The following is a 23,391-nucleotide window of genomic DNA, read 5'->3' as shown; positions in this document are numbered from 1 at the left end:
TCCTGCCTCCTGTCGTGCTCGACGCCGATCGTAGGGCCGCCGCCCCGGCCAGGAGGGCCACTCGGCAAGTTCGGCCACCACGATCCACCCGCCGTACCTGCACAAACGCGAAGAAAGGGTGCGTCGGAGCGTTACGAGACCTGGACCGTGATCGTGTGCCAGCCGGTCGCGCCGTCCGGTGCGGGCGGCGCTTCCTGCTCCGCCTGGGTGCGGCCGGCGGCGTCGGTCGCGCGTACCTCGATCGTGTGGCGGCCGGGTGTGGCGTCCCAGTCGAGCGCCCACTGCCGCCACGTGTCGGGCCCCGGCGCCGCGGCGAGGCGCGCCTGCCGCCACTCGCCGCGGTCCACGCGCACCTCCACGGCGTCGATCCCGGTGTGCTGCGCCCAGGCGACCCCGGCGACCGTCGTGCGGCCCGCGCGCAGCGTCGTGCCCTGCCGGGGCAGGTCGATGCGCGACTGCGTCTTGATCGGCGCCTTGGCGGCCCAGCCGCGCGGCGTCCAGTACGCCTCGTCCCGGTCGAACCTCGTCACCTTCAGGTCCACCACCCACTTGGTGGCCGAGACGTACCCGTACAGCCCCGGCACCACCTGCCGCACCGGGAAGCCGTGGTCCACGGGCAGCACCTCGCCGTTCATGGCCACGGCGAACAGCGCGTCGCGCCCGTCCATGACCACGTCCACCGGGGTTCCGCAGGTGAAGCCGTCGGCGGAGGTGGACAGGAGCATGTCGGCGCCGGACTGGAGCCCGGCCTCGCGCAGCACGTCGGCCATCCGGACGCCGAGCCAGCGGGCGTTGCCGATGTACTCGCCGCCGACCGGGTTGGACACGCAGGTGAGTGTGATGTCGGCCTCGGTGAGAGGCCGCTTGAGCAGGTCGGCGAAGGTCATCTCGATCGGCCGGTCGACCATGCCGTGGATGCGCAGCCGCCACGTCTGCGGGTTCACCTGGGGGACGACGATCGCGGTGTCCACCCGGTAGAAGTCCCGGTTCCTCGTGGTGAAGGGGGACAGGCCGCTGATGCGGAAGTCCGTCCCGGCGGGCAGCGGCGCGGCGGGCGTGGCGGGCGCCGGCAGGGCCAGCCCGCCCCTGGCGGTGTCCACGGCCTGACGTTCGGACAGGACCCGCCCGAGTACGGTGGTCGCCCCCGCCACCACCACCCCGCTCGCTACCCCGGTCAGCAGCCTGCGCCGGTCGAACCCACCGGCCCCGGACGCCCCGGGGCGCATCACCACGGGCCGCTCCACCCCGGGCTGCTCCACCTCGGGCTGCTCCACCTCGGACGGCCGCCCGTGCTCCCCGGCGCCGGCCTCGCCACGGAAGCCCGCCTCTCCTGCCAGGACCGCGGGCTCCTCGGCGGGCGCCGGGTGGAGACGCGCTCGCCGTTCGAGGAGGCGCAGTGTCCAGACGCCCGCCGCCACGCCCACCACCGTCGGCAGCACCCCCGTGATCCCGGCCCCCGGCCGGGTCAGCACCGCCAGCACCCCCACGGCCCCGAACGCCAGCAGCCCCGCGTCGCCGACCACCGGCCGCCGCCGGGCCGCGATCCCCAGGGCGGCCGCGATGACGGCCAGCACCACGAGCACACCCCCGACGAGGACCGCCTTGTCGTTGGCGCCGAACGCCTCGATCGCGAAGTCCTTGACCGGCGCGGGCGTCAGGTCGACGACCACATCGCCCACGGCCACCACCGGGAACGTCTCCGGCCCCGCGATCCCGGCCACGAGCTGGGCGACGCCGAGCGCCACCGCCCCGGCCGTCAGCCCCGCCAGCGCACCCGTCCAGGCGGGCGCCATGTCTTGCCTCTGCACGGTTCCGACGCTACGCCCGCGGCGCCCGCCCGGTTCTTACGCGCCGGTTACGGGACGACCACGCGAACGTCAGGACAGCCGCGCCGACGTCAGGACCGCCCACGCACACCTCAGAACCGCCAAGCGCACGTCAGGACCGCCCACGCACACCTCAGAACCGCCAAGCGAACGTCAGAACCGCCACGCGAGCGTCAGGGCGACGGTGACAGCAGGTCGCGGACCTGCGGGGCGAGGGCGCGGAAGGCGCGGCCCCGGTGGCTGATCGCGTCCTTCTCCTCGGGCGCCATCTCCGCCGTCGTCCGCGTCTCACCGTCGGGAACGAAGATCGGGTCGTACCCGAACCCGTGGGACCCGCGCGGCACGGAGATCAGCCGGCCCGGCAGGTCGCCCTCGACCACGCAGGTCTCCCCCGACGGCAGCGCCAGCGCCGCCACGCACGCGAAGTGAGCCGTCAGCCGCTCGGCGGGCACGTCGGAGACCTGGGCCAGCAGCAGGTCGAGGTTGGCCTGGTCGTCGCCGTGGCGGCCGGACCAGCGGGCGGAGAAGACGCCCGGCATGCCGTTCAGCACGTCGACGCACAGGCCGGAGTCGTCGGCCACCGCGGGCAGCCCGGACCCCTGGGCGACGGCGTGCGCCTTGAGCAGGGCGTTCTCCTCGAACGTGACCCCCGTCTCGGCGACCTCGCCGATCGAGGGGAACTCCTCCAGCCCCAGGATGTCGAACCCCGACAGGATGCGGCGCAGCTCCGCGATCTTGCCCGGGTTGCGGGTGGCGAGCACGATCTTCATCGGCCGAGCGCCTCCCCCTGGATCAGCGTCAGCTCCTCACAGCCGGCCGCGGCCAGGTCGAGCAGCTGGTCGAGCGTCCCGCGGTCGAACGGCGCGCCCTCGGCGGTGCCCTGCACCTCGACGAAGCTGCCGACGCCGGTCATGACGACGTTCATGTCGGTCTCGGCGGCCACGTCCTCGGTGTAGCAGAGGTCGAGCATCGGCACCGCGCCGACGACGCCGACCGAGACGGCCGCGACGGAGCCGACCAGCGGGTCGCCGGGGCACATCTTGCGCTCGCGCATCCAGGCCACGGCGTCGGCCAGGGCGACGTACGCCCCGGTGATCGCGGCGGTCCGGGTGCCGCCGTCGGCCTGGAGGACGTCGCAGTCGAGGACGATGGAGTTCTCGCCGAGGGCCTTGTAGTCGACGCAGGCCCGCAGCGACCGGCCGATCAGCCGGGAGATCTCGTGGGTGCGTCCGCCGATCTTGCCGCGGACCGACTCGCGGTCGTTGCGCGTGTTGGTGGCGCGCGGCAGCATGGCGTACTCGGCGGTGACCCAGCCCTGGCCGCTGCCCCGGCGCCAGCGCGGCACGCTGTCCTGCACCGAGGCGGCGCACAGCACGCGGGTGCCGCCGAACTCGACGAGCACCGAGCCCTCGGCGTGGGCGAGCCACTGGCGGGTGATGGTGATCGGGCGTAGCTGGTCGGGAGCGCGGCCATCCTGTCGAGACATGCAGTTCACCCTATCTCCGCACCGTGACGCTCTTGACCGAAAGTGTCCACCACAGCGATCCTTACGCAATGACAACGGGGGTGTTGCGGAGCCCTGACTTCATCAGGTTCCTCAGCTCACATGTGGCCGACGAACTCGGGGTCAACATCTCCCGAGTCGCGCTCCCGCTGGTCGCTGTCCTGGTCCTGAACGCCGGCGCGCTGGAGGTCGGCCTGCTGTCCGCGTTACAGACCGCGGCGTTCCTGGCGATCGGGTTACCCGCGGGGGTGTGGGTGGACCGCATGTCGAAGCGCCGCGTGATGATCACCGCGGATCTGGTCCGGTGCGCGCTGCTGGCGAGCATCCCGCTCGCGTACACGCTGGGGCTGCTGTCCATGGGGATGATGCTGGCGGTGGCGCTGCTGGCGGGCATGGCGCAGGTGTTCGACGACGTGGCGGACCAGACCTACCTGCCCGAACTGGTCAGCAAGCAGAGCCTGAGCAGCGGCAACTCCAAGCTGGAGTTCGTGCGCTCCGGCGGCGCGCTGGCCGGCCCCAGCCTGGGCGGGCTGCTGGTGCAGTCCCTGGGCGCACCGCTGACGGTGTTCGCCACCGCGCTGGCCTCGCTCGGCTCGGCGATCCTGCTCACCTCGATCAGGACGCCCGACCGTCGGGCTCCCGCGGGCGGCGAGCGCACCGGCATGCTGCGGGACATCCGGGAGGGGCTCGCGTTCGTCTGGGGCGACCGGCTGCTGCGGGCGATCGTCACCACGACCGCCGGCACCAACCTGTGCGTCAGCGCCGTGCTCGGGCTGTCGGTGCTGTTCCTCGCCGACGAGGTGCGGCTGGCGCCGGGGGTGATCGGCGTGCTGCTCATGTCGGGCGCGGTCGGCGGGCTGCTCGGCGGGCTCACCGGGACGTGGCTGTTCACCCGGTACGGCACGGCCCGGGTGACCTGGCTGGCGATCGCCGTGACGTCGCCGTTCGGCCTGCTGCTCCCGATGACGCAGGCCGACTGGCGGGTGGCGTTCTTCAGCGTCACCTCGATCGCGCTGTCGTGGGGGGCGATCCTCTACAACGTGGGCCAGATCACCTACCGGCAGACGGTCGCGCCGGAGCACATGCTGGGCCGGATCAACGCCACGGTGCGGTTCGTGGTGTGGGGCACGATGCCGCTGGGCGCGCTGCTGGGCGGGCTCGTGGCCCAGCAGATCGGCGTGCGGGAGGCGTTGTGGCTGTTCATGGCCGGCCGGCTGGTGTCGTTCCTGCCGCTGCTGTTCTCGCCACTGCCGCGGATGCGCGACTTCGCCCAGGTGCGCACCGACCCCTGAAGCAGCCGATCCCGCAAGGTCAGGCCAGTTCGTAGACGGCGCCGCTCCTGGCCAGCTCGATGGGGCCGTCGTAGCCGCCCCGGCTGGCGTCGTCGAGCACGGTCGCCTGGTCGTTCCAGGGCACCAGGTGGGTGAGCACGAGCCTGCCGGCGCCGGCCTTGGCCGCGTGGACGGCGGCCTGCCGGCCGGACAGGTGCAGATCGGTGGGCAGTCCGGGCCGGTCCACGAAGGACGCCTCGCACAGCATCAGGTCGGCGTCCTCGGCGAGCTTCACCAGCTCGCCGCACTCGCCGGTGTCGCCGGAGTAGGCGACCGTCCGCCCGGCGTGGGAGACACGGAAGCCGTACGCCTCGATGGGGTGGTTGACCAGCCGGGCCGTCAGCGTGAACGGTCCCACCTCGAACGTGCCGGCCGTCAGCGTCCGGAAGTCGAAGGCCGTCTCCAGCGCCGGCTCGTCGGGCATGCCGTACGCGGCGGCCAGCCGCTTCGACGCGTCGGCGGGCGCGACGACCGGCACGCGCGGGTACGGCGCCTCGGGGCCGTACGTGCGGGCCACGTGGTAGCCGCACATGTCGAGGCAGTGGTCGGCGTGCAGGTGGGACAGGCAGATGGCGTCCACGTCGTACAGGCCGATGTGCCGCTGGAGGGCGCCCAGGGCGCCCGCGCCGAGGTCGAGCAGCATCCTGAAGCCCTCGGCTTCGAGCAGGTAGCACGACGCGGGGCTGTCGGGGCCCGGGTAGCTACCCGAGCAGCCGATGATGGTCACCTTCATGTGGGCCTCCGTTGGTGGTAGTACCCCCCACCGGTGTGACTTCGACCGCGTCGATCTCCGGGCCCAGGAAACGCCGTCCCAGGTGGGCGAACAGCGTGGAGTCGCCGGTGGCGCGGAAGCGGTGCCGGGGGGTGACGTCGCTTGCGGCCGCCAGGCCACGGTCGTGCAGGATCCGATAGACGTCCTTGGCCGTCTCGTCGGCGCTGGAGACCAGCGTGACCTCGTCGCCGGCGACATAGGAGATGGCGCCGGCGAGGAGCGGGTAGTGGGTGCAGCCGAGGATGAGCGTGTCGCAGCCGGCCTCGCGGATGGGCGCCAGGTACTCCCGGACCGCCTCGATGACCTCCTCGCTCGTCGTGTCCCCCCGCTCGGTGTACTCGACCAGGCGTGGGGCGGCCACGCTGGTCAGGCGCACATGAGGGGCGGCGGCGAAGGCGTCGTGGTAGGCCATCGACTGGATGGTGGCGCGGGTGGCGATCACGCCCACCTCGCCGGTGCGGGTGGCCCGCACCGCGCGCCGGGTGGCGGGCTGGATCACCTCGACCACCGGGACGTCGTATCGCTCGCGTGCGTCGCGCAGCACGGCGGCGCTGGCGCTGTTGCAGGCGATCACGAGCATCTTCACGTCGTTCTCGACGAGGTGGTCCATCACCTCCAGCGCGTACGCGCGCACCTCGGCGATGCTCTTCGGCCCGTACGGCTGGCGCGCCGTGTCGGCCACATAGGTGATGGACTCATGGGGAAGCTGGTCGATGATCGCCCGGGCGACCGTCAGGCCGCCCACCCCGCTGTCGAAGATCCCAATGCTCGCGTCCGGCACGTTTCAGAGGGTAGGCGACCCGCGACCTGCGCACTGCGTAAGAATGCTCACACTGCCTTCGTGTCACCCCCGTCCCACGCGCGCCAGCTGCCGGGCCTGGGCGACGAGGCGTCCCCGGGAGTCGCGCACCTCGACCTCCTCGTCGAACCAGCCGCCGGAGACGAGCCGGCCGCCGCCGATGAGCGTGAGCCAGCCGGGTGCGGGCAGCGCGCGCAGGTGCCAGGTCAGGTCCACGGTGGGCGCCCAGCCGCGCGCCCCCGTCGAGAACACCACGGGTGGCAGCGCGTCGACCGCGAGGGCCAGCACGTACGGGTCGGGGTCCTGGGGCTCGGCCATCCGGAAGTACGCCCGCGACTCGGGCCGGCCGGTGGGCCGGCCGCTCAGCCAGCCGATCGTGGGCGGGTCGAAGAGCAGGTCGAGCTGGGCGTTGAGCGTCATGCCGGACTCGGGCTTGGGGTCGGGCAACCGGACACAGTCCTCGGGGCGCGGCATGACATATCCGGATTCATCGGCATACGTGGGCTCCGCGTCCTGGAGCGTGGCGGTGGTCACCAGTGCCGCGATCTGGGCGGCGTCGTTCTGGACGAGTGTGGCCCGGGTGAAGGCGGCGGTCTTGCCCGCCTTGAGCTGCTCGACCCGCACCCGCGCCGGACCGGCCGCCGGGGACCGGAGGAACTGGACGGTCGTGCTCACCGGGTGCTCGAACGGCGAGGAGTCCACCACGGCTCGCAGCACCACGGCCATCAGGTAACCGCCGTTGAGCGGGCCGCCGATGGCGTAGCCGGGGTCGAGGCAGACGTCGTAGGTGGTCTCGTCGACCCTGATCGCCTGCGTGGCCTCGTCGAACTTGGTCATCAGTCCCGCCTCACAAGATACCGAACTATATTCTAGTAGCCCGCATACTCTACGCCATCCCCCTCCGAGCACGCCTAGCAGGGGAAACGAGTAGCGAGAGGGGCAGTTCGGTCATGGCAGGTGTCACCGGGTCACCCCACCGCCTGAACACCGTCTTCAGTGCATTGCAAGCGCCCGTACAGCAACATCCGTTACCTTTCCTGTGGTCATAAGTCCACATTGTGAGTTGAGTGATGTCTGCGAATAATCCCCCCCGTGGCCAGGATCCTGATCGGACGACGGCTTACCGCTGGGGCTCGGAGGAGTCCCCCAACCCGCCGACCACGCCGCTCGGCCAGCCGTACCCGCCGCAGCAGCCCTACGCGGGCCAGCAGCACGGTCAGCCGTACGGCGAGCAGGCGTCGTCGGGTCAGCAGCCCGGGTACGGGCAGCAGGCGTCTTACGGCCAGCCCGCGTACGGCCAACCCGCGTACGGCCAGCCGGACCACGGCCAGGCGGCCTTCAGCCAGCAGGCCGGCTACGGCCAGCAGCCGTACGGCCAGCAGCAGCCGGGCTACGGTCAGCAGTCCGGCTACGGCCAGCAGAACCAGGGCCAGCAGGACTACCTCCAGCAGGGCTACGGACAGCAGCCCCAGGGCCAGCAGGGCTACGAGCAGCCCAGCTACGAGCAGCCGACCTATGGGCAGCAGCAGTACGCGCAGCAGGGTTACGGGCAGCAGCACGGCTGGCAGCAGCAGGGGCCCGAGGGGTTCGGTCCCGCGCAGCCGGCCGGCAAGGGCCGCAAGGGTTGGATCATCGCCATCGCCGCCGCCCTGGCCGTGGTGCTGCTCGGCGGCGGCGCCGTCTGGGCCACGGGCGCGATCGGCGGCGGCGGCACGCAGCCGCACGAGGTGCTGCCGCCGAACGCGATCGCCTACGTCCGCCTTGACCTGGACCCGGCCGCCAACCAGAAGGTGGCGCTGTTCCAGATCGCCCGCAAGTTCTCGGTGACCAAGGACGCGTTCACCGGCGAGGACCCGCGCCAGGCGCTGTTCAACTCCATCAAGGAGGACGCCGACAGCCTGGCCAAGGTCGACTTCGCCCGCGACGTGGACCCGTGGCTCGGCAGCCGCATCGGTGTGGCCTTGATGCCGCCCGCGGCGGCCGGCAAGGAGGCGGAGTTCGCGGTGGCCGTCCAGGTGAAGGACGAGGCCGCGGCCAAGACCGGCATCGCCAAGCTGATGGGCGACGACAAGTACGGCATCGCCTTCCGCGACGACTACGCGCTGCTCACCGACGAGCAGGCCAAGGCCGACAAGTACGCGGCCGAGACCGCCAGCCTGGCGACCGCCGCCGACTTCTCCGACGACCTCGACGCCGTGGGCGAGCAGGGCGTGCTGTCCTTCTGGGCCCGCCTCGGCGAGGTCGGCAAGCTGGCCACCCAGGACATCGACGCCGAGCAGGCCAAGGCGCTGGAGCAGGTGAAGAACGCCCGCTTCGCCGGCGCGCTGCGCTTCGACAGCGCGTACGCGGAGCTGGCCGGCGTGGTCCGCGGCGCGGAGGGCCTCGTGGACGGCGACCTGGAGGGCGCGAAGCTGAGCACGCTGCCCGCCTCGACGGCCGGCGCGCTGTCCGTCTCCGGCCTCGACCAGATGATCACCAAGAAGTGGGCCGACGTCGAGAAGTCCATGACGGCGGCCGGCGGCGGTGAGTTCAAGCAGTTCATCGACCAGGCCAAGCAGACCTACGGCCTCCAGCTTCCGGACGACCTGGCCACGTTCTTCGGCAAGAACCTGACGGTGGCCGTGGACAGCGAGGGCCTCGACAGCGACCAGGTCAAGGGCGGCGTCCGCATCGTCACGGACCCGGCCAAGGCGCAGGCCGTCTTCGACAAGGTCCAGAAGGCCATGACCGCCGGCGGCCAGCCCGCGCCCAAGGTCGCCAAGGTGGCCGGTGACGGCACGTTCACGCTGGCCACCACCGACGAGTACGCCAAGAAGCTAGCCGAGGAGGGCACGCTGGGCGACAGCGAGACCTTCACCACGGCCGTCCCGGACGCCGACAAGGCCACGTTCGCGGTCTTCGTCGACCTGGACAAGGTGGAGAAGTACTACCTGCAGAGCCTGAGCGGCGAGGAGAAGACCAACGCCCAGGTGCTGCGCGCGGTGGGCCTGAGCGGCACCCAGACCGACTCGGACGCCACGTTCTCGCTGCGGCTGCTGTTCAACTGATCGGCTCAGGACGTGACAGAGGCGGCCGGCTCCACGCCGGCCGCCTTCTTCTTGCGTACGGCTTGTGTTGGTGCCTTGACCTGAGGTGATCGAGCGTCGGACCCGGACACCTCGCCGGCAGGAGGGATGCCTGATCCACCGTGAGAGGGATGGCAGAGATCGCTCCCGGCGGCGATTACTTTCGGCGGGTGAAAATCCAGGATTGAGGGCGTAAGCACCCCTCGCCTAGGAGCCCCGGATGAACCCGCGCATCGCCTTCGTCGCCGCCCCACTGCTCACCCTCGCCTACGGCGTGATCCGGATCCTTGACGGGCTCGACGGCAGTCGCGGCCCCGGCCTCGCCTGGACCTCCGGCCATCTGGCCTTCATCGCGGCGATGGGGCTGTTCGTGTACATCTTCTGGCAGATGCGCCGGATGGCCGGGGGCAACGCCCTGTCCACTGTGATCGCAGTGATCGCCACGGCCGGCGCCCTCGCTCTGACCACGCAGTTCACCATCGACGTCGTGGCTGGACTGCTGTCCGTCGACAACCTGAGCATGAGCCTTCTCATCCGTGAGATCCGCGACACCCCGGGGGTCACCCTCGCGGCCTACGACGTCGGCCCGTACCTGTTCTACGTCGGCCAGTTCGCCCTCGTGGTCCAGCTCGCCATCATGCGCCGGATCAAGGTGTGGACGCCCTTCCTGGTCCTGTGCGACCTCATCATGCCGAACATCGACAAGGACCTCATCCCGCTCGGCGCCGTCCTCCTGCTCGTCTCCTTCGCCTCCATCTCCCACCGAGCCACCCCGACCACCTCCCGTCCGGTTCCCTCGGCTACCGAGCCCATCCCGGCCGGGGTATGAGGAAGCGCACTGACCGGCAGGCCACCTGGCCTGCCGGTTTCGCGGCTGCTGCACCACGGGGATTCGCGTCACCGGTACGAGCCCTGCGCCATCGGACCATCCGCCGTCGCCTCGATCCGACAGCGCAAGCCTCGTTACGCGGGCGTCACGCCCAGAGCTGGCCTTCCAGCCGCTCCTCCGCCTCGTCCAGCGTGCCCTCGTACGCGCCCGTCGACAGGTACTTCCACCCGCCGTCGGCCACCACGAACACCACGTCGGCCCGCTCCCCCGCCTTGACGGCCTTGGCCGCCACCCCGAGCGCCGCGTGCAGGGCGGCGCCGGTGGACACGCCGGCGAAGATGCCCTCGGCGGCCAGCAGCTCGCGGGTGCGGCGCAGCGCGTCGGCCGAGCCCACCGAGTAGCGGGTGGTCAGCACCGACTCGTCGTACAGCTCGGGGATGAAACCCTCGTCGACGTTGCGCAGGCCGTACACCAGCTCGCCGTAGCGCGGCTCGGCCGCCACGATCCTCACCCCGGGCACCCGCTCCCGCAGGAACCGGCCGACGCCCATGAGGGTGCCGGTCGTGCCGAGCCCGGCCACGAAGTGGGTGACCGTGGGCAGGTCCTCGAGGATCTCCGGGCCGGTCGTCTCGTAGTGGGAGCGCCAGTTGGCCGGGTTGCCGTACTGGTAGAGCATCACCCACGACGGGTTGGCGGCGGCGAGCTCCTTGGCGCGGCGCACGGCCTCGTTGGAGCCGCCCGCGGCGGGCGAGGAGATGATCTCCGCGCCCCACATGCGCAGGAGCTGGCGGCGCTCCTCGGAGGTGTTCTCCGGCATCACGCAGATCAGCCGGTAGCCCTTGAGCCTGGCCGACATGGCCAGCGAGATGCCGGTGTTGCCGCTGGTCGGCTCCAGGATCGTGCAGCCCGGGGTGAGCAGCCCGTCCTTCTCGGCCTGCTGGATCATCCACAGCGCCGGACGGTCCTTGATCGAGCCGGTCGGGTTGCGGTCCTCCAGCTTCGCCCAGACGCGGACGTCGGGCGCGGGCGAGAGCCGGGGCAGGCCGACCAGAGGAGTGCGGCCGACCGACTCGATCAGCGAATCGAACCGCATGTCACCCGCCGGCGACGGCCGGGAGGACGGTCACCGTGTCGCCGTCGGAGACGGGGGTGCCGAGCCCGCCGAGGAAGCGGACGTCCTCGTCGTTCAGGTACACGTTGACGAACCGGCGCAGGTTGCCCTGGTCGACCAGGCGCTCCTTGATGCCGGGGTGGGCGGACTCCAGGTTGCTGATCAGCTCGTCGAGGGTGGCGCCCTCGGCGGCGACCGCCTTGGCGCCGCCGGTGTAGTTACGCAGGATGGTCGGAATGCGAACCTCGATGGCCATCTCGCTCAGTCTCCTCAGGTCAGGTCGTCCCATCGGCGGCAACGCCGACGGCTGGATGCGAATTCCAGGTCAGTGACAGTCGTAGACGACGACAGCCGGGGTGTGGGCGAAGAGAAAGCTCTGCACCGGCCGGACCATCATGGGATGAACCTTACCTCTTCCTCGGTGACGACACCGTCGACGATCCGGAAGGAGCGGAACTCCACCTCCTGCTCGTCGCGGGTCGAGACGAGCACGTAGTGGGCGCCGGGCTCGGAGGCGTAGGAGACGTCGGTGCGCGACGGGTACGCCTCGGTCGCCGTGTGCGAATGGTAGATCACGACCGGCTCCTCGTCACGGTCGTCCATCTCACGCCAGACGCGGAACTGCTCCATCGAGTCGAAGCGGTAGAAGGTCGGCGAGCGCTCGGCGTTCTCCATCGGGACGAACCGCTCCGGCACACCGTCGCGTCCCGCGATCACACCGCACGCCTCGTCGGGGTGGTCGGCCCGCGCGTGGGCAACGATCCTGTCCACCAGTTCCTGCGAGATCGTCAGCATGCCCGGAAGCTACCAGAGGGCCCGGACCAGGGTGTCCTGGAGGTAGGTGAGCCAGTCGTAGGTCACGTAGGCCGGGTAGCGGGGGTCGTCCTCGGACATCGTCGCGATCTCGTCGTGGATCTCCTCGGTCACCTCCAGCTTGGTGCCGAGGGCCAGCCGCACGTCGTTGAGCGCGCGCAGCCACGCCTGGGCCTGCTCGGGCGTCAGCTCGGTGCGTCCGGGCCGGGCCGTGTCGAGCATGGTGCGCGCGTCGGCGCGCTTGCCGTCGCGCAGCGTCGCCTCGGTGTAGCGGCGGAACTCCGCCGCGTCGCCCGCGTCCTCGTACGCCGAGGGGAACAGCCTCGCCAGCACCGGGTCCGACGGCGCCTGGCCCCGGCCGCCGATGCCGAGGGCGCGCTCCAGCGGGTCGTCGCCGGTCTCCCCCGGCTCGACCAGGCCCAGGACCTGTGACACCAGCGAGCGGAGGATCGCCACCTCCGGCGCCTCGAACTGGGCGATGACCACGCCGCGCTTCGACGAGAACCCCGAGCTCACCCGTACCGCCTCACTTGACCGAGTCCGGCTGGACCGTCGCCCACAGGCCGTAGGAGTGCAGGATCTGCACGTCTCGTTCCATCTCCTCGCGCGTGCCGCTGGACACGACGGCCCTCCCCTTGTGGTGGACGTCCAGCATGAGCTTCTCGGCCTTCTCGCGGGTGTAGCCGAAGACGGTCTGGAAGACGTACGTCACGTACGACATGAGGTTCACGGGGTCGTTCCAGACGATCGTCACCCAAGGCAGATCGGGCCGGACGTCCGATGACGGACGCTCGACGGCGATTGGAGCGGTGCTACCCACATTCACCATCCTGCCCTACCTCCGCCGTAGTCTTCGAGTCGTGACATTGAGCATGAGCACCGCGTTGCTGACCGATCACTATGAGCTGACGATGTTGCAGGCGGCTCTGCGAAGCGGCGCCGCCCACCGGCGCGCCGTTTTCGAGGTGTTCGCCCGGCATCTCCCCGGGGGCAGGCGTTACGGGGTCGTCGCGGGGACGGGCCGCGTCCTGGACGAGCTGGAGAACTTCCGTTTCGGCGAGGAACAGCTCACCTTCCTGCGGGACAACCGCGTGGTCGACGCGTCCACCCTGGAGTTCCTGGCGGGGTACCGCTTCACGGGCGACATCTGCGGCTACGCCGAGGGCGATCTCTACTTCCCGGCCTCCCCGATCATGGTCGTCGAGGGCACCTTCGCCGAGGCCGTGCTGCTCGAAACCATGATCCTGTCCATTCTCAACCACGACTGCGCGATCGCCTCGGCCGCGTCCCGCATGCGCAACGCGGCGGGCGGGCGGCCGCTCATCGAGATGGGCTCGCGCCGCACCCACGAGCGCGCCGCGATCGCCTCGGCCCGCGCCGCCTACCTCGCCGGGTTCGCCTCCACGTCCAACCTCATGGCCGGCCACGTGTACGGCATCCCCACGGCCGGCACGGCGGCGCACGCGTTCACGCTGCTGCACGACTCGGAGCGGGCCGCGTTCGAGGCGCAGATCGCCTCTCTGGGGCCCGAGACCACGTTGCTCGTCGACACCTACGACGTGCCGGATGCCGTGCGGACCGCCGTCGAGCTGGCCGGCACCAAGCTGGGCGCGGTCCGCATCGACTCGGGCGACCTCGCCGCCGCGGCGCAGGAGGTCCGCGAGCAGCTCGACGCGCTGGGCGCCTTCGACACGCGCATCCTGGTCACCTCCGACCTCGACGAGTACGCCATCGCCGCACTCGCCGCCGCCCCCGTGGACGGCTACGGGGTCGGCACGTCCCTGGTGACCGGGTCCGGCGTGCCGACGGCCGCGCTCGTCTACAAGCTGGTGGCCCGCGAGACGGCCGCGGGCGAGATGGAGCCGGTCGCCAAGCGTTCGGTCGGCAAGCCGTCGCGAGGGGGGCGCAAGCACGCGTACCGGCTGTTCGACGGCCAGGGCCGGGCGGAGACCGAGCTGATCACCACCTCGGGAGAGGCGCCGGAGGGCGGCGTGCCGCTGCTGCGGCAGCTCGTGCGCGGCGGCGAGCCCGTCGGCAGGGAGCCGCTGGCGGACGCCCGCGCGCGCCACGCCGAGACGGTCGCGACGCTGCCCCAGGAGGCGCTGCAGATCGGCCGCGGGTACGCGGCGATTCCCACCGAATTCGCCTGAAGTATCGTGCTTTTATGGGCACCGCGTTGATCATCGTTGACGTGCAGAACGACTTCTGCGAGGGCGGCAGTCTCGCCGTGGCGGGAGGCTCGCAGGTGGCCGCGGCGATCACCCGCCACGTGGCCGACCACCCCTACGACCACGTGGTGGCCACCCGCGACTACCACGTCGATCCGGGCGGCCACTTCTCCGACCACCCCGACTACGTCGCGACCTGGCCCCGCCACTGCGTCGCCGGCACACCGGGCGCCGACTTCCACCCGGCACTGGACGTGGCGGCGGTCGAGGAGGTGTTCAGCAAGGGCGCCCGCGCGGCGGCCTACAGCGGCTTCGAGGGCACCTCGGGCGACGGGGTGAGCCTGGGAGCGTGGCTGGCCGAGCACCAGGTGCACGAGGTGGACATCGTGGGCATCGCCACGGACCACTGCGTGCGCGCCACGGCGCTGGACGCGGTCAAGAACGGCCTGGCCGTACGGGTGCGGCTGGACCTGACGGCCGGGGTCGCCCGCCACACCACGGAGGCGGCCCTGGCCGAACTCGCCGCCGCCGGCATCACCCTCGAGGGCGCCCCCGCGGTCGGCTGACCCCTGCCGCGCCGCTGGTGGCGAGGGCCAGGATCAGGCGAGCCTGTCCTCGCCGAAGCCCTCGGTGAGGATCTCATCGACGCGTTCGGCCGTGAGCGTCTCGCCGCCGAGCTCGAACACCGGAAGCCTGGGCCGGGGGCGCTCAGCGAGGGCGTCCTCCACCAGCGCCCGCCGGATGGCGTCGCGCATGTAGTCCTCTTCGGTCATCCTGTGCACCCGTGCCGCCTCCGCGACCCGCTGCTGGATGTCCTCCGGAAGGTACAGGCTCACTTCAGGCACCCCTGCACGGTAACCCGGCGTCCCTTCGACGCCGGTCGCGACGCAACGTACACGATCAGGCACGGAACGTTCAGGGGATCGTCAAGCCGGAGCGGCCGGGCCGAGGGAGAAGTAACACGGAGAGTCACGTGTCTCATCCCGGTGTGAGGTCTCTTCATGCTCGCCTTCTCTCTCGGACTGGCCTGGCTGGTCCTCGGCCCGTTCAGCCTGTGGGTACTCGTGTCCGGCCGGGTCTGGGCCCGGGCCGGCGCGGTGCTGGCGCTGACGATGCTGGAGGTGGCGACGATCGCCACGAACGCCGTCCGCGTCCCCGTGCCCGATCCGTACGGCGGGGCCGTGGCGGCCTCCCCTGGAACCCGCGCGGACTGCGCCGAGCGGGAGCCGCTGCCCCGGACGGGCCGGGTGGAGGGGCGGCGCGGCGGGCTCGTCCTGTCCTGGCCGGCGGCGGCCGGGGAGTGCGCCAAGGCCGACGTGATGGTGCGGGCCGAAGGACGCCGGCTCACGGTGTGGGTCCACGAGGGGCCCGCGCCGGGCGCGACCGCTCCGGGCGCGACCGGCGACGCCGGCTCAAGGGGCCCGGGTGGCCCAGGCGGCTCACGCGGCGCGAGCGGCTCGGTCTCAGGCGCCCCGGGCTCAGGGGGCGCGGGTGGGCGGACCGTGCCTGTGCGGGTCGAGGAGGGTGAGGCGTCGCTGCGGGTGCCGCTCGCGGCGGCGGGCGTCCGTCGCGCCCAGGCATCCGGCGACGCGAGGCACGGACATGGGCACGCCGACCGTTACGTCCTGATCGACGGCCGGACCGGCCACCGCATCCCCGCCCCCGGCGGCTCCGCGGACCTGAACGCCCCCGACACCGCCACCACCACCCACAGGACCTCCGGCGCCCATGAGGCCCCCGATGTCTCGAAGGCCCCGGGCGCGGATCACCGGCGCGCCACCTGAGGTCCGGGCCGGACGCCACGCGCCCGGCCCGCTCGGCCGGGGCCGCCGTTCACCGGACGCGCGGCCACCCGTACGTACGCGAGACTGCGGACAGGCCGCTCGTGAGGCTGCGGGCGGCCGGGCAGGTCAGCGGCGCTGGGTGGCCCAGTGGCGGATCTTGTCGATGCGTTCCTTGATCTGCTCCGCCGTCGCCTGGGCGATCGGCGGGCCGCCGCAGGCGCGGCGCAGCTCCGAGTGGATGACGCCGTGCGGCTGGCCCGTGCGGTGGTTCCAGGCGCCCACGAGTCCGTTCAGCTCCCGCCTCAGCTCCGCGATCCGCTCGTGCGGCGCCAGCTCCGGCGGCCCCTCGTCCTTGGGCTCGCGGCGCTTGGCCGCCTGCTGGTCCGACTGACGCTTGCGCAGCAGTGTGGCCACCTGATCGGGCTCCAGCAGCCCGGGCAGGCCGAGGAAGTCCTCCTCCTCGGCGGAGCCGACCGCAGCCCCCGTGCCGAACTCGCCGCCGTCGAACAGGACCCTGTCGAACGTCGCCGACGTCTCCATCGTCTCGAACGGCAGCTCGTCGCCCAGGACGTCGGGGTTGTCCTGCTTGCGGTTGGCTTGCTCCAGGAGGCTGTCGTCGAGGCCGTCCTCGGGCGGGCGGCGGTTGAGGACGTGGTCGCGCTCCACCTCCATCTCGTTGGCCAGCCCCATGAGGGTGGGCACCGAGGGGAGGAACACCGAGGCGGTCTCGCCGCGCTTGCGGGCCCGGACGAAGCGCCCGACCGCCTGGGCGAAGAACAGCGGGGTCGAGGTGGAGGTGGCGTAGACGCCGACGCACAGGCGCGGGATGTCGACGCCCTCCGACACCATGCGGACCGCCACCAGCCAGCGGTCCTGCGAGGCGGCGAACGCCTTGATCTTCTTGGACGCGCCCGGATCGTCGGAGAGCACGACCGTGGCGCCCTCGCCGGTGATGGCGCGCAGATGGCGGGCGTAGGCGCGGGCCGTCTCGTGGTCGGTCGCGATGACCAGGCCGCCGGCGTCGGGCACGCCGCGCCGCACCTCGGTCAGCCGCCGGTCGGCGGCCTGCATGACCTGCCTGATCCAGTCGCCCTTGGGGTCGAGCGCGGCCCGCCACGCCTGCGAGAGCTGGTCCTTGGTGAGCGGCGTGCCGAGCGTGGCGGCGATCTCGTCGCCGGCCCGGGTGCGCCACTTCATCTCGCCGGAGTACGCGAGGAAGATCACGGGACGGACGACGCCGTCGTCGAGGGCGGGGCCGTAGCCGTAGGAGTAGTCGGCGACGCTGCGCTTGAGGCCCTCGGCGTCCTCCTGGTAGCCGACGAAGGGGATGGGGTTGTCGTCGGAGCGGAACGGCGTGCCGGTGAGCTGGAGCCGCCGGGTGGCCGGCTCGAACGCCTCACGGATGCCGTCGCCCCACGACTTGGCGTCGCCGGCGTGGTGGATCTCGTCGAAGATGACCAGGGTCTTGCGGGCCTCGGTCCGCGCGCGGTGCAGGGCCGGATGCATGGCGACCTGGGCGTAGGTGACGGCCACGCCGATGTAGTCGCGGGAGGTGGTGCCCTGGCTGTTCTTGAACTCGGGGTCGATGCCGATGCCGACCCGGCTCGCGGCGTCGGCCCACTGCCGCTTGAGGTGCTCGGTGGGGGTGACGACGGTGATCGCCTTGATCACTCCCCGGTCCAGCAGGTCACTGGCGATCCGCAGGGCGTAGGTCGTCTTGCCCGCGCCCGGGGTCGCCACGGTGAGGAAGTCACGCGGCTCAAGCCTGGAATAGAGGTCGAACGCCTCCTGCTGCCATGCCCGGAGCTTCTGGGCGGTGCCCCAAGCGGCACGGGCGGGATAGGAAGGCGATAGGTGGGACGCGGCGAAGGTGCTCACCGCATCACCTCTGGGGTTCGTGTGCTTCGCTCTCTCACAGTGACCCAAGGGTAATCGCGCACACCGACAAGACGTGCCGTGCACCGCGGATCCTGGCCAAGGTCGTCCTTGCGTGCTAATGGGCGTCAGGTGGCTTTCCGGTGGCTTATCGCACGCTCGCGAGCAGCGCGTCCAGCGCCTGTCTGCGTGCGGGTTCCTCGGGTTGGAGCAGCCCGACGACGAGCACCGCGCCGCCGTCGCGGGTGAGCAGGATCACTCTCAGGTACGCGGGCCGGTTCACGACGTCCTGGTACTCGGCGCGCAGGGCGCGGGTGTGCCCGCCGGCGAGGTTCCTGTCCTCGACGACGCCGACCCGGTCGCCCTTGAGCAGGAGCCGGGAGTACAGCTCGGCGGCCTGGGCCGCGGCCTTCCTGGGGTCGCCCACCGGCTCGCCGACCGGCCTGGCCATGACGAGGCCGCCGTCGCCGTCGCGGGCGACCGAGGTGAATCCGGTCACCGGCGGCACCGCCCCCGCGTGCCACCCGTCGGGCAGCGGGATGACGACCTTGGCCCGGGCGTCGGCCAGGCTCTCCTGCCGGGCCTCCGGGCCGTCCGTCCGTCGCAGGGCGGTCACGCCGAGGACGGCCACGGCGGCGACGGTGGCCAGCAGCGCGAGCGCCGTGCCGGCCCGCCGCCAGAGGTGGCCGCTCGCCTTCCCGGGCAGCCCGGGGTCGGCGGGCGCGCCGTACATGCGGGCGGAGGGCGGCAGGGAGTCCCACGGGCGGCGCCCGTCGTCCCTTCCCTGGTCCTGCCAGACGTCCTCCTGGTCGCCGAGGTCTTCCGGGCCGTCCCAGGCGTCGGTCTCGGGGGGCTCCTCGCGGCGGGGACGGCCCGTGAGCCAGTGGGAGAGGCCGCCGCGGGCCGGGGCCGGGAGGGCGTCCTCAGCGGGCCGTACCGTCCTGGGGCTCCACGGGCGCTCCGTGGAGTCGTCACCGGCTCCCGGCTTCCGGCGGAAGACGGGGGCCCAGGTTCCGTGCTCCAGGTCCGGGTCGTCGTCCTCCGGGCCCCAGAACTCCTCGTCCGGCTCCTCCTCCCGGACGGCGGGCACGTCTCTCCGGGCAGCGGACATTCCCTGCCGGTCCTTCCGGTCCTGCCGGTCCTTCCGGTCCTGCCGGTCCTGCCGGTCCTGCTGGCCCTTCCGGGGAGCGGGCGCTTCGTCCCCGGCGTCGGACAGAGGGTCCCGGGGCGGGTCCGGTACGGCTCTCACGGGCGGGTACGGCGGCTGGGCGCCACGGCTCCGCCCGGAGCCCCCGGGAGGGCCGGGCACGCCCGTCACCGGAGGGTACGGCGGCTCGCCCGCGCGGCCCCGGGCCGGGGCGCCCGTCCGGTCCTGGGGAGGGGTGCGGCGGTGCCTGGCCCCCGTGCTCGGCGGCCAGACCAGGTGGTCGTCCTCCATCAGATCCTCCCGAAGGGACCGTCGCCTTTTGGCGACGGGGGAATCGGGAGCGGGAGGGCCGTCAAGGCCCGAGCATGCCCTGGCCGATCAGGTCTGCGCATTGAAGATCTCCGATCGTCACCCGTTAGATGGATGGTGCTGTTGTAATGATCGTGTGGTTCGTCAGGCGCACACCTCTTCCGGCCCGGCGTACGACCTTGGATACTTCCTGGCCACGGTCGGCGCGGTGCCCGCCGATACCGTGCAGCGCTACATCGAGACCCCCTACGAGCGCGTCCCCAAGGGCGGGGGTGCTCGTGCGTAGGTCGTTGAAGTTCCTGCTGCGCCCCACCGCCCGCCAGGCAGCCGCGCTGACCTCGTGCCTGGATGACCACCGCGCCCTGTACATCGCCGCGCTGGAGCACCGCCGCACCGCCTACGCCAAAGCGGGCGTGAGCATCAATTACAGCGACCAATCGGCTGACCTCAAGCACATCCGCGCCGACGACACCGGCGGCCAAGGCCGGTGGTCGTTCTCCTCCCAGCAGGCCACGCTGCGTCGTCTCGACAAGGCGTTCGCCGCGTTCTTCGCCCGGGTCAGGGCCGGGCGCACACCGGGGTCCCCCCGCTTCAAAGGCAGGGGTTGGTTCGACACCGTCGAGTGGCCGAAAGACGGTGATGGCTGCCGCTGGGACTCCCAGCCCGAACACCCGCCAGCGACCTACGTTCGCCTCCAGGGCGTCGGCCACGTCCGGGTCCACCAGCACCGCCCCGTACGCGGCACCGTCAAGACGATCAGCGTGAAGCGGGAGGGCTCGCGCTGGTATGTGATCCTGTCGTGCGATGACGTGCCCGCTGAAGCCCTGCCCGCTACGGGCGCCGCCGCCGGAATCGACATGGGTGTGGCGTCGCTCGTCACCACCTCCGACGGCGAGCACCTGAACAACCCGCGTTACCTGGCCAGCTCCGCGAACCGGCTGGCTGCCGTACAGCGGGACCTGGCCCGCACCAAGCGCGGCTCGAAGCGGCGCCTCAAGGCTGCGGTCAAGGTCGCGGCCCTGCACCGCAAGGTGCGCCGTCAGCGCCTCGACGGCGCCCACAAAGCGGCCCTGCGCCTGGTCCGCGACTACGACGTCATTGCCCACGAGGACCTGAGGATCACCAACATGACCCGCTCGGCGTCCGGCACAGCCGAGGCGCCCGGCCGGAACGTCGCTCAGAAGTCCGGCCTGAACCGCAGCATCCTGGACGCGGGTTGGGGGGTGTTCCTGCAGGTCCTCGCGGACAAGGCTGAAAGCGCCGGTCGAGAGCTGATCGCGGTGAACCCCGCCAACACCTCCCGCACCTGCTCGCATTGCGGGCACTGCGCGAAAGAGAACCGCCTCACCCAAGCCGAGTTCCACTGTCGGCGGTGCGCTCATACAGCGCACGCCGACGTCAACGCGGCAATAAACATCCTCAGGGCAGGGCTTGCCCTTCGCGACGTCGCGGAAGCGGCTTAACGAGAAGCCGCTCCCTCCAGGGAGCGGAGGAGTCACGACACCTCCTGGCCGCTGTCCTTCCTGTCCTATCACTCCTCGCGCCCGAGATCTGGCGAACCGTGACCGCTGTGACAGGTGGGGCGGAAAGAGTCGGAGGACGGGGTCAGCGGACGCGGGAGGCGAGCAGGGTGGCGCAGAGCGCGAGGGCGCCCATGAGGCAGCAGATGACGACGTACCCGCGCGCGATCTCCGCCGGGCTGTGCCCGATCACGTTGATCAGCGCGCCGCCCACCCCGAGCGACAGCGCGGACCCGAGCATGTCGGTCACCGACAGCGCGGCGCTGTTGGCCCCCTGCTCGTTGACCGGCGACTGCTTCAGCGCGGTGACGCTGACCGTGGTCATCCCGAGGCCCATGCCGAATCCCGCGATCACCCACGCCGGCACCGCGACCCACCCGGTGACGCCCGGCAGCGCCGCGAGCAGCGCCAGCAGCACCCCGGTCGTGACGCAGGCCGCGCCCACCCGCAACCGCCGGTCCGGCTCGGCGGCGCGCCGGCTCTGCAGGAACGACCCGGCCGACCAGCCGAGCGCGCCGGTGGTCAGCGCGATGCCCGCGGCCGTCGCGTCGAAGCCCTTGACGGACTGGAGGGCGAGCGGGATGAAGGCGTTCACGCCCAGGAAGGGCGCCGAGAACATGCCGCGCATCATGATGGTCGTCGGCAGCCCCCGGCCGAACCGCAGCGCGCCGGGCGGCAGCAGCCTGCTCAGCCCGTACGCGAGGAGGGCGAGGCCCGCGACGGCCGCGACCGCGCTGGGCAGCGGCGTGACGTGCAGCCGGTCGACCCCGTACAGCAGAACGCCGGCGCCGCCCGCGGCCGAGGTGGCGGCGATCGTCATGGGGAGCGGCCGCGACCGCGGGCCCTCCGGCGGCGCGGTCTCCTCCTCCGCGCTCCGCCGGCGCAGCGCGGGGATCAGCATGACGAGGGCGGGCACGACGAGCGGGACGATGCCGAAGAACACCCACCGCCAGCCCCACTGGCCGGCGACGAACCCCGCCACGGCGGGGCCGACCATGGCGGGCACCACCCAGGCGGCCGACAGCGCCGCGAAGACCTTGGGCCGCATCGCCGCCGGGTAGACCCGGGCGATCATCACGTAGAGGGCGACGATCGTGGAGCCCGCGCCGAGCCCCTGCACGGCCCTGGCGACCAGGAACGTCATCTTGCCGTCCGCGGTCCCGGCCAGCACCATGCCGGTGACGAACAGCACGAGGCCGAGCAGGAACGGCGCCGTGTAGCCGCGCCGGTCCGACCACAGGCCGGACACCACGTTGGCGAACAGGCTGGCGATGAGGAAGGCCGAGAAGCTCAGCCCGTACAGGTCCAGCGCCTGGAGCTGGCGGGAGACCTCCGGCATGACGACGCTGACCGACATGCCCTCGAAGGCGACGAGCGTGACGACGAGCAGGATGCCGACGGTCGCGGCGCGGTAGGCGGCGCCGAGGATGCCGGTGCGGGAGTCGTATGGAGTGTCGAGCGCCTTCGGTCCTGTCACCGGGACATCCTAAGTGCGCGGCGATCGCCCGGTGAGGCGGCCTCCGCTTCCCACACGGGCCGCCGCCTGGGCGGGCGCGGGCTCCCGGTAGACGGCCCACATCTCGCGCATCCGCGCGGCCTGGCCCGGGGTGAACTCCCACATGCAGGGGTCCTTGGCGTAGTCCATGAAGTTGTGGAACGGGTCGGGCCGCCCGTCGGGCTGGCAGGTGTCCTTCGACTCGGGGCATCCCTCGGTGGGTCTGGCCTCCGGCGCGGTGTCCTCGATGCCGTCGCCGGGGGTCTCGCAGCCGTTCTCGAAGGTGTGGAAGAGGCCGAGCCAGTGGCCGATCTCGTGGACGGCGGTGTAGCCGCGGTCGTAGTCGGCGAACGTGCCGCCGGGCAGCGTGCGCCAGTCGATGACCACGCCGTCGATCTGGGGGTTGTCCTTGTACCAGTACGGATACGTGGAGAAGCCGAGGACCTGCCGGTCGAGCTGGGCGATGTAGAGGTTGAGCGTCTCGGGGCCGCCCCTGCGCAGCGCCTGCTTCATGGCCTGCTCGTGGGTGGTGGGGTCGGTGAACCAGTCGGCGTTGCGCACGAGCCGCGCCCCGGCCAGGCGGAAGGTGACGCCGGAGTCCGCGCCGCCGAACCGGCCGGAGTAGGCGTCCCTGAGCGTGGCGAACTGGGCCTTGACGGCGGCGGTGGACGCCCGGGCGACGCCGTCGGTGAGGACGTGCACCCAGACCGGCACGGTGACGTGCTCGGGCGCCCGGGAGCCGGCCAGGCCCTTGTCCAGCTCGGTGAGGACGCGGCCGACGTCCTGGGGGTGCGGCTGGCGCGGCTCGGGGCCGCGCGGGGTGTCACGGCCGAGCCGGGCGGCGGGCTCGCAGCCCGCCTGGCCGCCGGTGTCCGGCGCCCGGGCGGGACGGATCGCGGCCTCGCCGCGATGCGGGGGCGCCAGACCGGTCGCCAGCAGGCATGCCAAAGTGACGGCGGTCGCGCGCCGGGCCATGCAATCCCCCGTTACCGATCGAGTTGGTCAGATTACCGACCGTAACTCGACGGGAGAGGATCACACGT

General features: G+C 71.9%; 24 protein-coding genes. 8 read left to right on the top strand and 16 right to left on the bottom strand.

Annotated features, from left to right (window positions below; translation table 11 throughout):
• Positions 1–131: 131 nt before the first annotated feature.
• From AB0H64_RS20370 to rph, 3 genes are all read right to left on the bottom strand, one after another.
• A complete protein-coding gene (locus AB0H64_RS20370) occupies positions 132–1,808 on the bottom strand; it encodes a molybdopterin-dependent oxidoreductase (RefSeq protein ID WP_357626506.1) in 1,677 nt (558 codons plus the stop codon).
• Positions 1,809–1,999: 191 nt separating this feature from the next.
• Complete coding sequence (gene rdgB, locus AB0H64_RS20365; protein ID WP_357626504.1) at positions 2,000–2,596, bottom strand: RdgB/HAM1 family non-canonical purine NTP pyrophosphatase; 597 nt, start codon at positions 2,594–2,596, stop codon at positions 2,000–2,002.
• Positions 2,593–3,312: a ribonuclease PH gene (rph, locus tag AB0H64_RS20360; RefSeq protein WP_357626501.1), complete on the bottom strand. Its 720-nt coding sequence runs from the start codon at positions 3,310–3,312 to the stop codon at positions 2,593–2,595. Before rph ends, rdgB begins: the two co-directional genes overlap by 4 nt.
• A 68-nt stretch (positions 3,313–3,380) precedes the next feature.
• Here rph and AB0H64_RS20355 point away from each other — a divergent pair, with 68 nt between their 5' ends.
• Positions 3,381–4,622, top strand: coding sequence for an MFS transporter (locus AB0H64_RS20355; protein WP_357626499.1), 1,242 nt, complete (start codon positions 3,381–3,383; stop codon positions 4,620–4,622).
• A gap of 19 nt (positions 4,623–4,641) precedes the next feature.
• On the opposite strand, the gene AB0H64_RS20350 is transcribed toward AB0H64_RS20355, so the two are convergent.
• The 3 genes from AB0H64_RS20350 to AB0H64_RS20340 form a co-directional block, all read right to left on the bottom strand.
• Positions 4,642–5,394 carry an MBL fold metallo-hydrolase gene (locus tag AB0H64_RS20350; protein ID WP_357626496.1) on the bottom strand — a complete coding sequence of 251 codons (753 nt, stop codon included), beginning with the start codon at positions 5,392–5,394 and terminating at the stop codon, positions 4,642–4,644.
• A complete protein-coding gene (gene murI, locus AB0H64_RS20345) occupies positions 5,363–6,214 on the bottom strand; it encodes a glutamate racemase (RefSeq protein WP_357626493.1) in 852 nt (283 codons plus the stop codon). The genes AB0H64_RS20350 and murI overlap by 32 nt, the downstream gene beginning before the upstream one ends.
• A gap of 63 nt (positions 6,215–6,277) precedes the next feature.
• Complete coding sequence (locus AB0H64_RS20340) at positions 6,278–7,069, bottom strand: thioesterase family protein (RefSeq protein WP_357626492.1); 792 nt, start codon at positions 7,067–7,069, stop codon at positions 6,278–6,280.
• A gap of 233 nt (positions 7,070–7,302) precedes the next feature.
• Here AB0H64_RS20340 and AB0H64_RS20335 point away from each other — a divergent pair, with 233 nt between their 5' ends.
• A complete protein-coding gene (locus AB0H64_RS20335; RefSeq protein ID WP_357626669.1) occupies positions 7,303–9,279 on the top strand; it encodes a DUF3352 domain-containing protein in 1,977 nt (658 codons plus the stop codon).
• 238 nt (positions 9,280–9,517) lie between these two features.
• Positions 9,518–10,126, top strand: coding sequence for a hypothetical protein (locus tag AB0H64_RS20330; protein WP_357626489.1), 609 nt, complete (start codon positions 9,518–9,520; stop codon positions 10,124–10,126).
• A gap of 145 nt (positions 10,127–10,271) precedes the next feature.
• Here the strand turns inward: AB0H64_RS20330 and AB0H64_RS20325 are convergent, their stop codons facing one another.
• The 5 genes from AB0H64_RS20325 to clpS all read right to left on the bottom strand — a co-directional run bounded on the left by AB0H64_RS20325 (position 10,272) and on the right by clpS (position 12,870).
• The gene (locus tag AB0H64_RS20325) at positions 10,272–11,219 is read right to left on the bottom strand and encodes a cysteine synthase (RefSeq protein WP_357626486.1); all 948 of its coding nucleotides are present in this window, start codon (positions 11,217–11,219) and stop codon (positions 10,272–10,274) included.
• A gap of 1 nt (position 11,220) precedes the next feature.
• Positions 11,221–11,493 carry a MoaD/ThiS family protein gene (locus tag AB0H64_RS20320; RefSeq protein ID WP_357626484.1) on the bottom strand — a complete coding sequence of 91 codons (273 nt, stop codon included), beginning with the start codon at positions 11,491–11,493 and terminating at the stop codon, positions 11,221–11,223.
• A 137-nt stretch (positions 11,494–11,630) separates the two neighbouring features.
• Positions 11,631–12,032 (bottom strand): M67 family metallopeptidase, encoded by a 402-nt coding sequence (locus AB0H64_RS20315; protein ID WP_310710632.1) that lies wholly within the window; start codon positions 12,030–12,032, stop codon positions 11,631–11,633.
• Positions 12,033–12,041: 9 nt separating this feature from the next.
• Positions 12,042–12,566 (bottom strand): DUF2017 domain-containing protein, encoded by a 525-nt coding sequence (locus AB0H64_RS20310; RefSeq protein WP_357626481.1) that lies wholly within the window; start codon positions 12,564–12,566, stop codon positions 12,042–12,044.
• Positions 12,567–12,576: 10 nt separating this feature from the next.
• Positions 12,577–12,870, bottom strand: a complete 294-nt coding sequence (gene clpS, locus AB0H64_RS20305; protein ID WP_357626478.1) for an ATP-dependent Clp protease adapter ClpS — start codon at positions 12,868–12,870, stop codon at positions 12,577–12,579.
• Between the two features lie 40 nt (positions 12,871–12,910).
• Here clpS and AB0H64_RS20300 point away from each other — a divergent pair, with 40 nt between their 5' ends.
• Both AB0H64_RS20300 and AB0H64_RS20295 read left to right on the top strand, forming a co-directional pair.
• Positions 12,911–14,200: a nicotinate phosphoribosyltransferase gene (locus AB0H64_RS20300; protein ID WP_357626476.1), complete on the top strand. Its 1,290-nt coding sequence runs from the start codon at positions 12,911–12,913 to the stop codon at positions 14,198–14,200.
• A 14-nt stretch (positions 14,201–14,214) separates the two neighbouring features.
• Positions 14,215–14,784 carry an isochorismatase family protein gene (locus AB0H64_RS20295; RefSeq protein WP_357626474.1) on the top strand — a complete coding sequence of 190 codons (570 nt, stop codon included), beginning with the start codon at positions 14,215–14,217 and terminating at the stop codon, positions 14,782–14,784.
• Positions 14,785–14,817: 33 nt separating this feature from the next.
• Here the strand turns inward: AB0H64_RS20295 and AB0H64_RS20290 are convergent, their stop codons facing one another.
• On the bottom strand, positions 14,818–15,063 hold the full coding sequence (locus tag AB0H64_RS20290) for a hypothetical protein (RefSeq protein ID WP_357626472.1): 246 nt from the start codon (positions 15,061–15,063) through the stop codon (positions 14,818–14,820).
• A 156-nt stretch (positions 15,064–15,219) separates the two neighbouring features.
• Here AB0H64_RS20290 and AB0H64_RS20285 point away from each other — a divergent pair, with 156 nt between their 5' ends.
• Entirely contained in the window at positions 15,220–16,002 is a 783-nt protein-coding gene (locus tag AB0H64_RS20285; protein ID WP_357626469.1) for a hypothetical protein, read from the top strand.
• A gap of 126 nt (positions 16,003–16,128) precedes the next feature.
• On the opposite strand, the gene AB0H64_RS20280 is transcribed toward AB0H64_RS20285, so the two are convergent.
• Both AB0H64_RS20280 and AB0H64_RS20275 read right to left on the bottom strand, forming a co-directional pair.
• The gene (locus AB0H64_RS20280; protein ID WP_357626466.1) at positions 16,129–17,880 is read right to left on the bottom strand and encodes a DEAD/DEAH box helicase; all 1,752 of its coding nucleotides are present in this window, start codon (positions 17,878–17,880) and stop codon (positions 16,129–16,131) included.
• Positions 17,881–18,025: 145 nt separating this feature from the next.
• Positions 18,026–19,315: a hypothetical protein gene (locus AB0H64_RS20275; RefSeq protein WP_357626464.1), complete on the bottom strand. Its 1,290-nt coding sequence runs from the start codon at positions 19,313–19,315 to the stop codon at positions 18,026–18,028.
• Between the two features lie 154 nt (positions 19,316–19,469).
• Between AB0H64_RS20275 and AB0H64_RS20270 the strand changes: the two genes are divergently transcribed.
• Together AB0H64_RS20270 and AB0H64_RS20265 are read left to right on the top strand one after the other, a co-directional pair.
• Positions 19,470–19,619, top strand: a complete 150-nt coding sequence (locus tag AB0H64_RS20270; protein WP_357626463.1) for a hypothetical protein — start codon at positions 19,470–19,472, stop codon at positions 19,617–19,619.
• 4 nt (positions 19,620–19,623) lie between these two features.
• A complete protein-coding gene (locus AB0H64_RS20265; RefSeq protein WP_357626461.1) occupies positions 19,624–20,796 on the top strand; it encodes a transposase in 1,173 nt (390 codons plus the stop codon).
• Positions 20,797–20,938: 142 nt separating this feature from the next.
• Here AB0H64_RS20265 and AB0H64_RS20260 read toward each other — a convergent pair whose 3' ends face one another.
• Together AB0H64_RS20260 and AB0H64_RS20255 are read right to left on the bottom strand one after the other, a co-directional pair.
• Positions 20,939–22,330 carry an MFS transporter gene (locus tag AB0H64_RS20260; RefSeq protein ID WP_357626458.1) on the bottom strand — a complete coding sequence of 464 codons (1,392 nt, stop codon included), beginning with the start codon at positions 22,328–22,330 and terminating at the stop codon, positions 20,939–20,941.
• 9 nt (positions 22,331–22,339) lie between these two features.
• Positions 22,340–23,323: a zinc metalloprotease gene (locus tag AB0H64_RS20255; RefSeq protein ID WP_357626455.1), complete on the bottom strand. Its 984-nt coding sequence runs from the start codon at positions 23,321–23,323 to the stop codon at positions 22,340–22,342.
• Positions 23,324–23,391: the final 68 nt, after the last annotated feature.

Origin of the sequence: Nonomuraea sp. NPDC050733, assembly GCF_040654215.1 — a bacterium.
In the GTDB taxonomy this organism is placed as follows: Bacteria; Actinomycetota; Actinomycetes; order Streptosporangiales; family Streptosporangiaceae; genus Nonomuraea.
The sequence above is the reverse complement of the archived record's forward strand: the minus strand, read 5'-3'. Positions and strand labels throughout refer to the sequence as shown.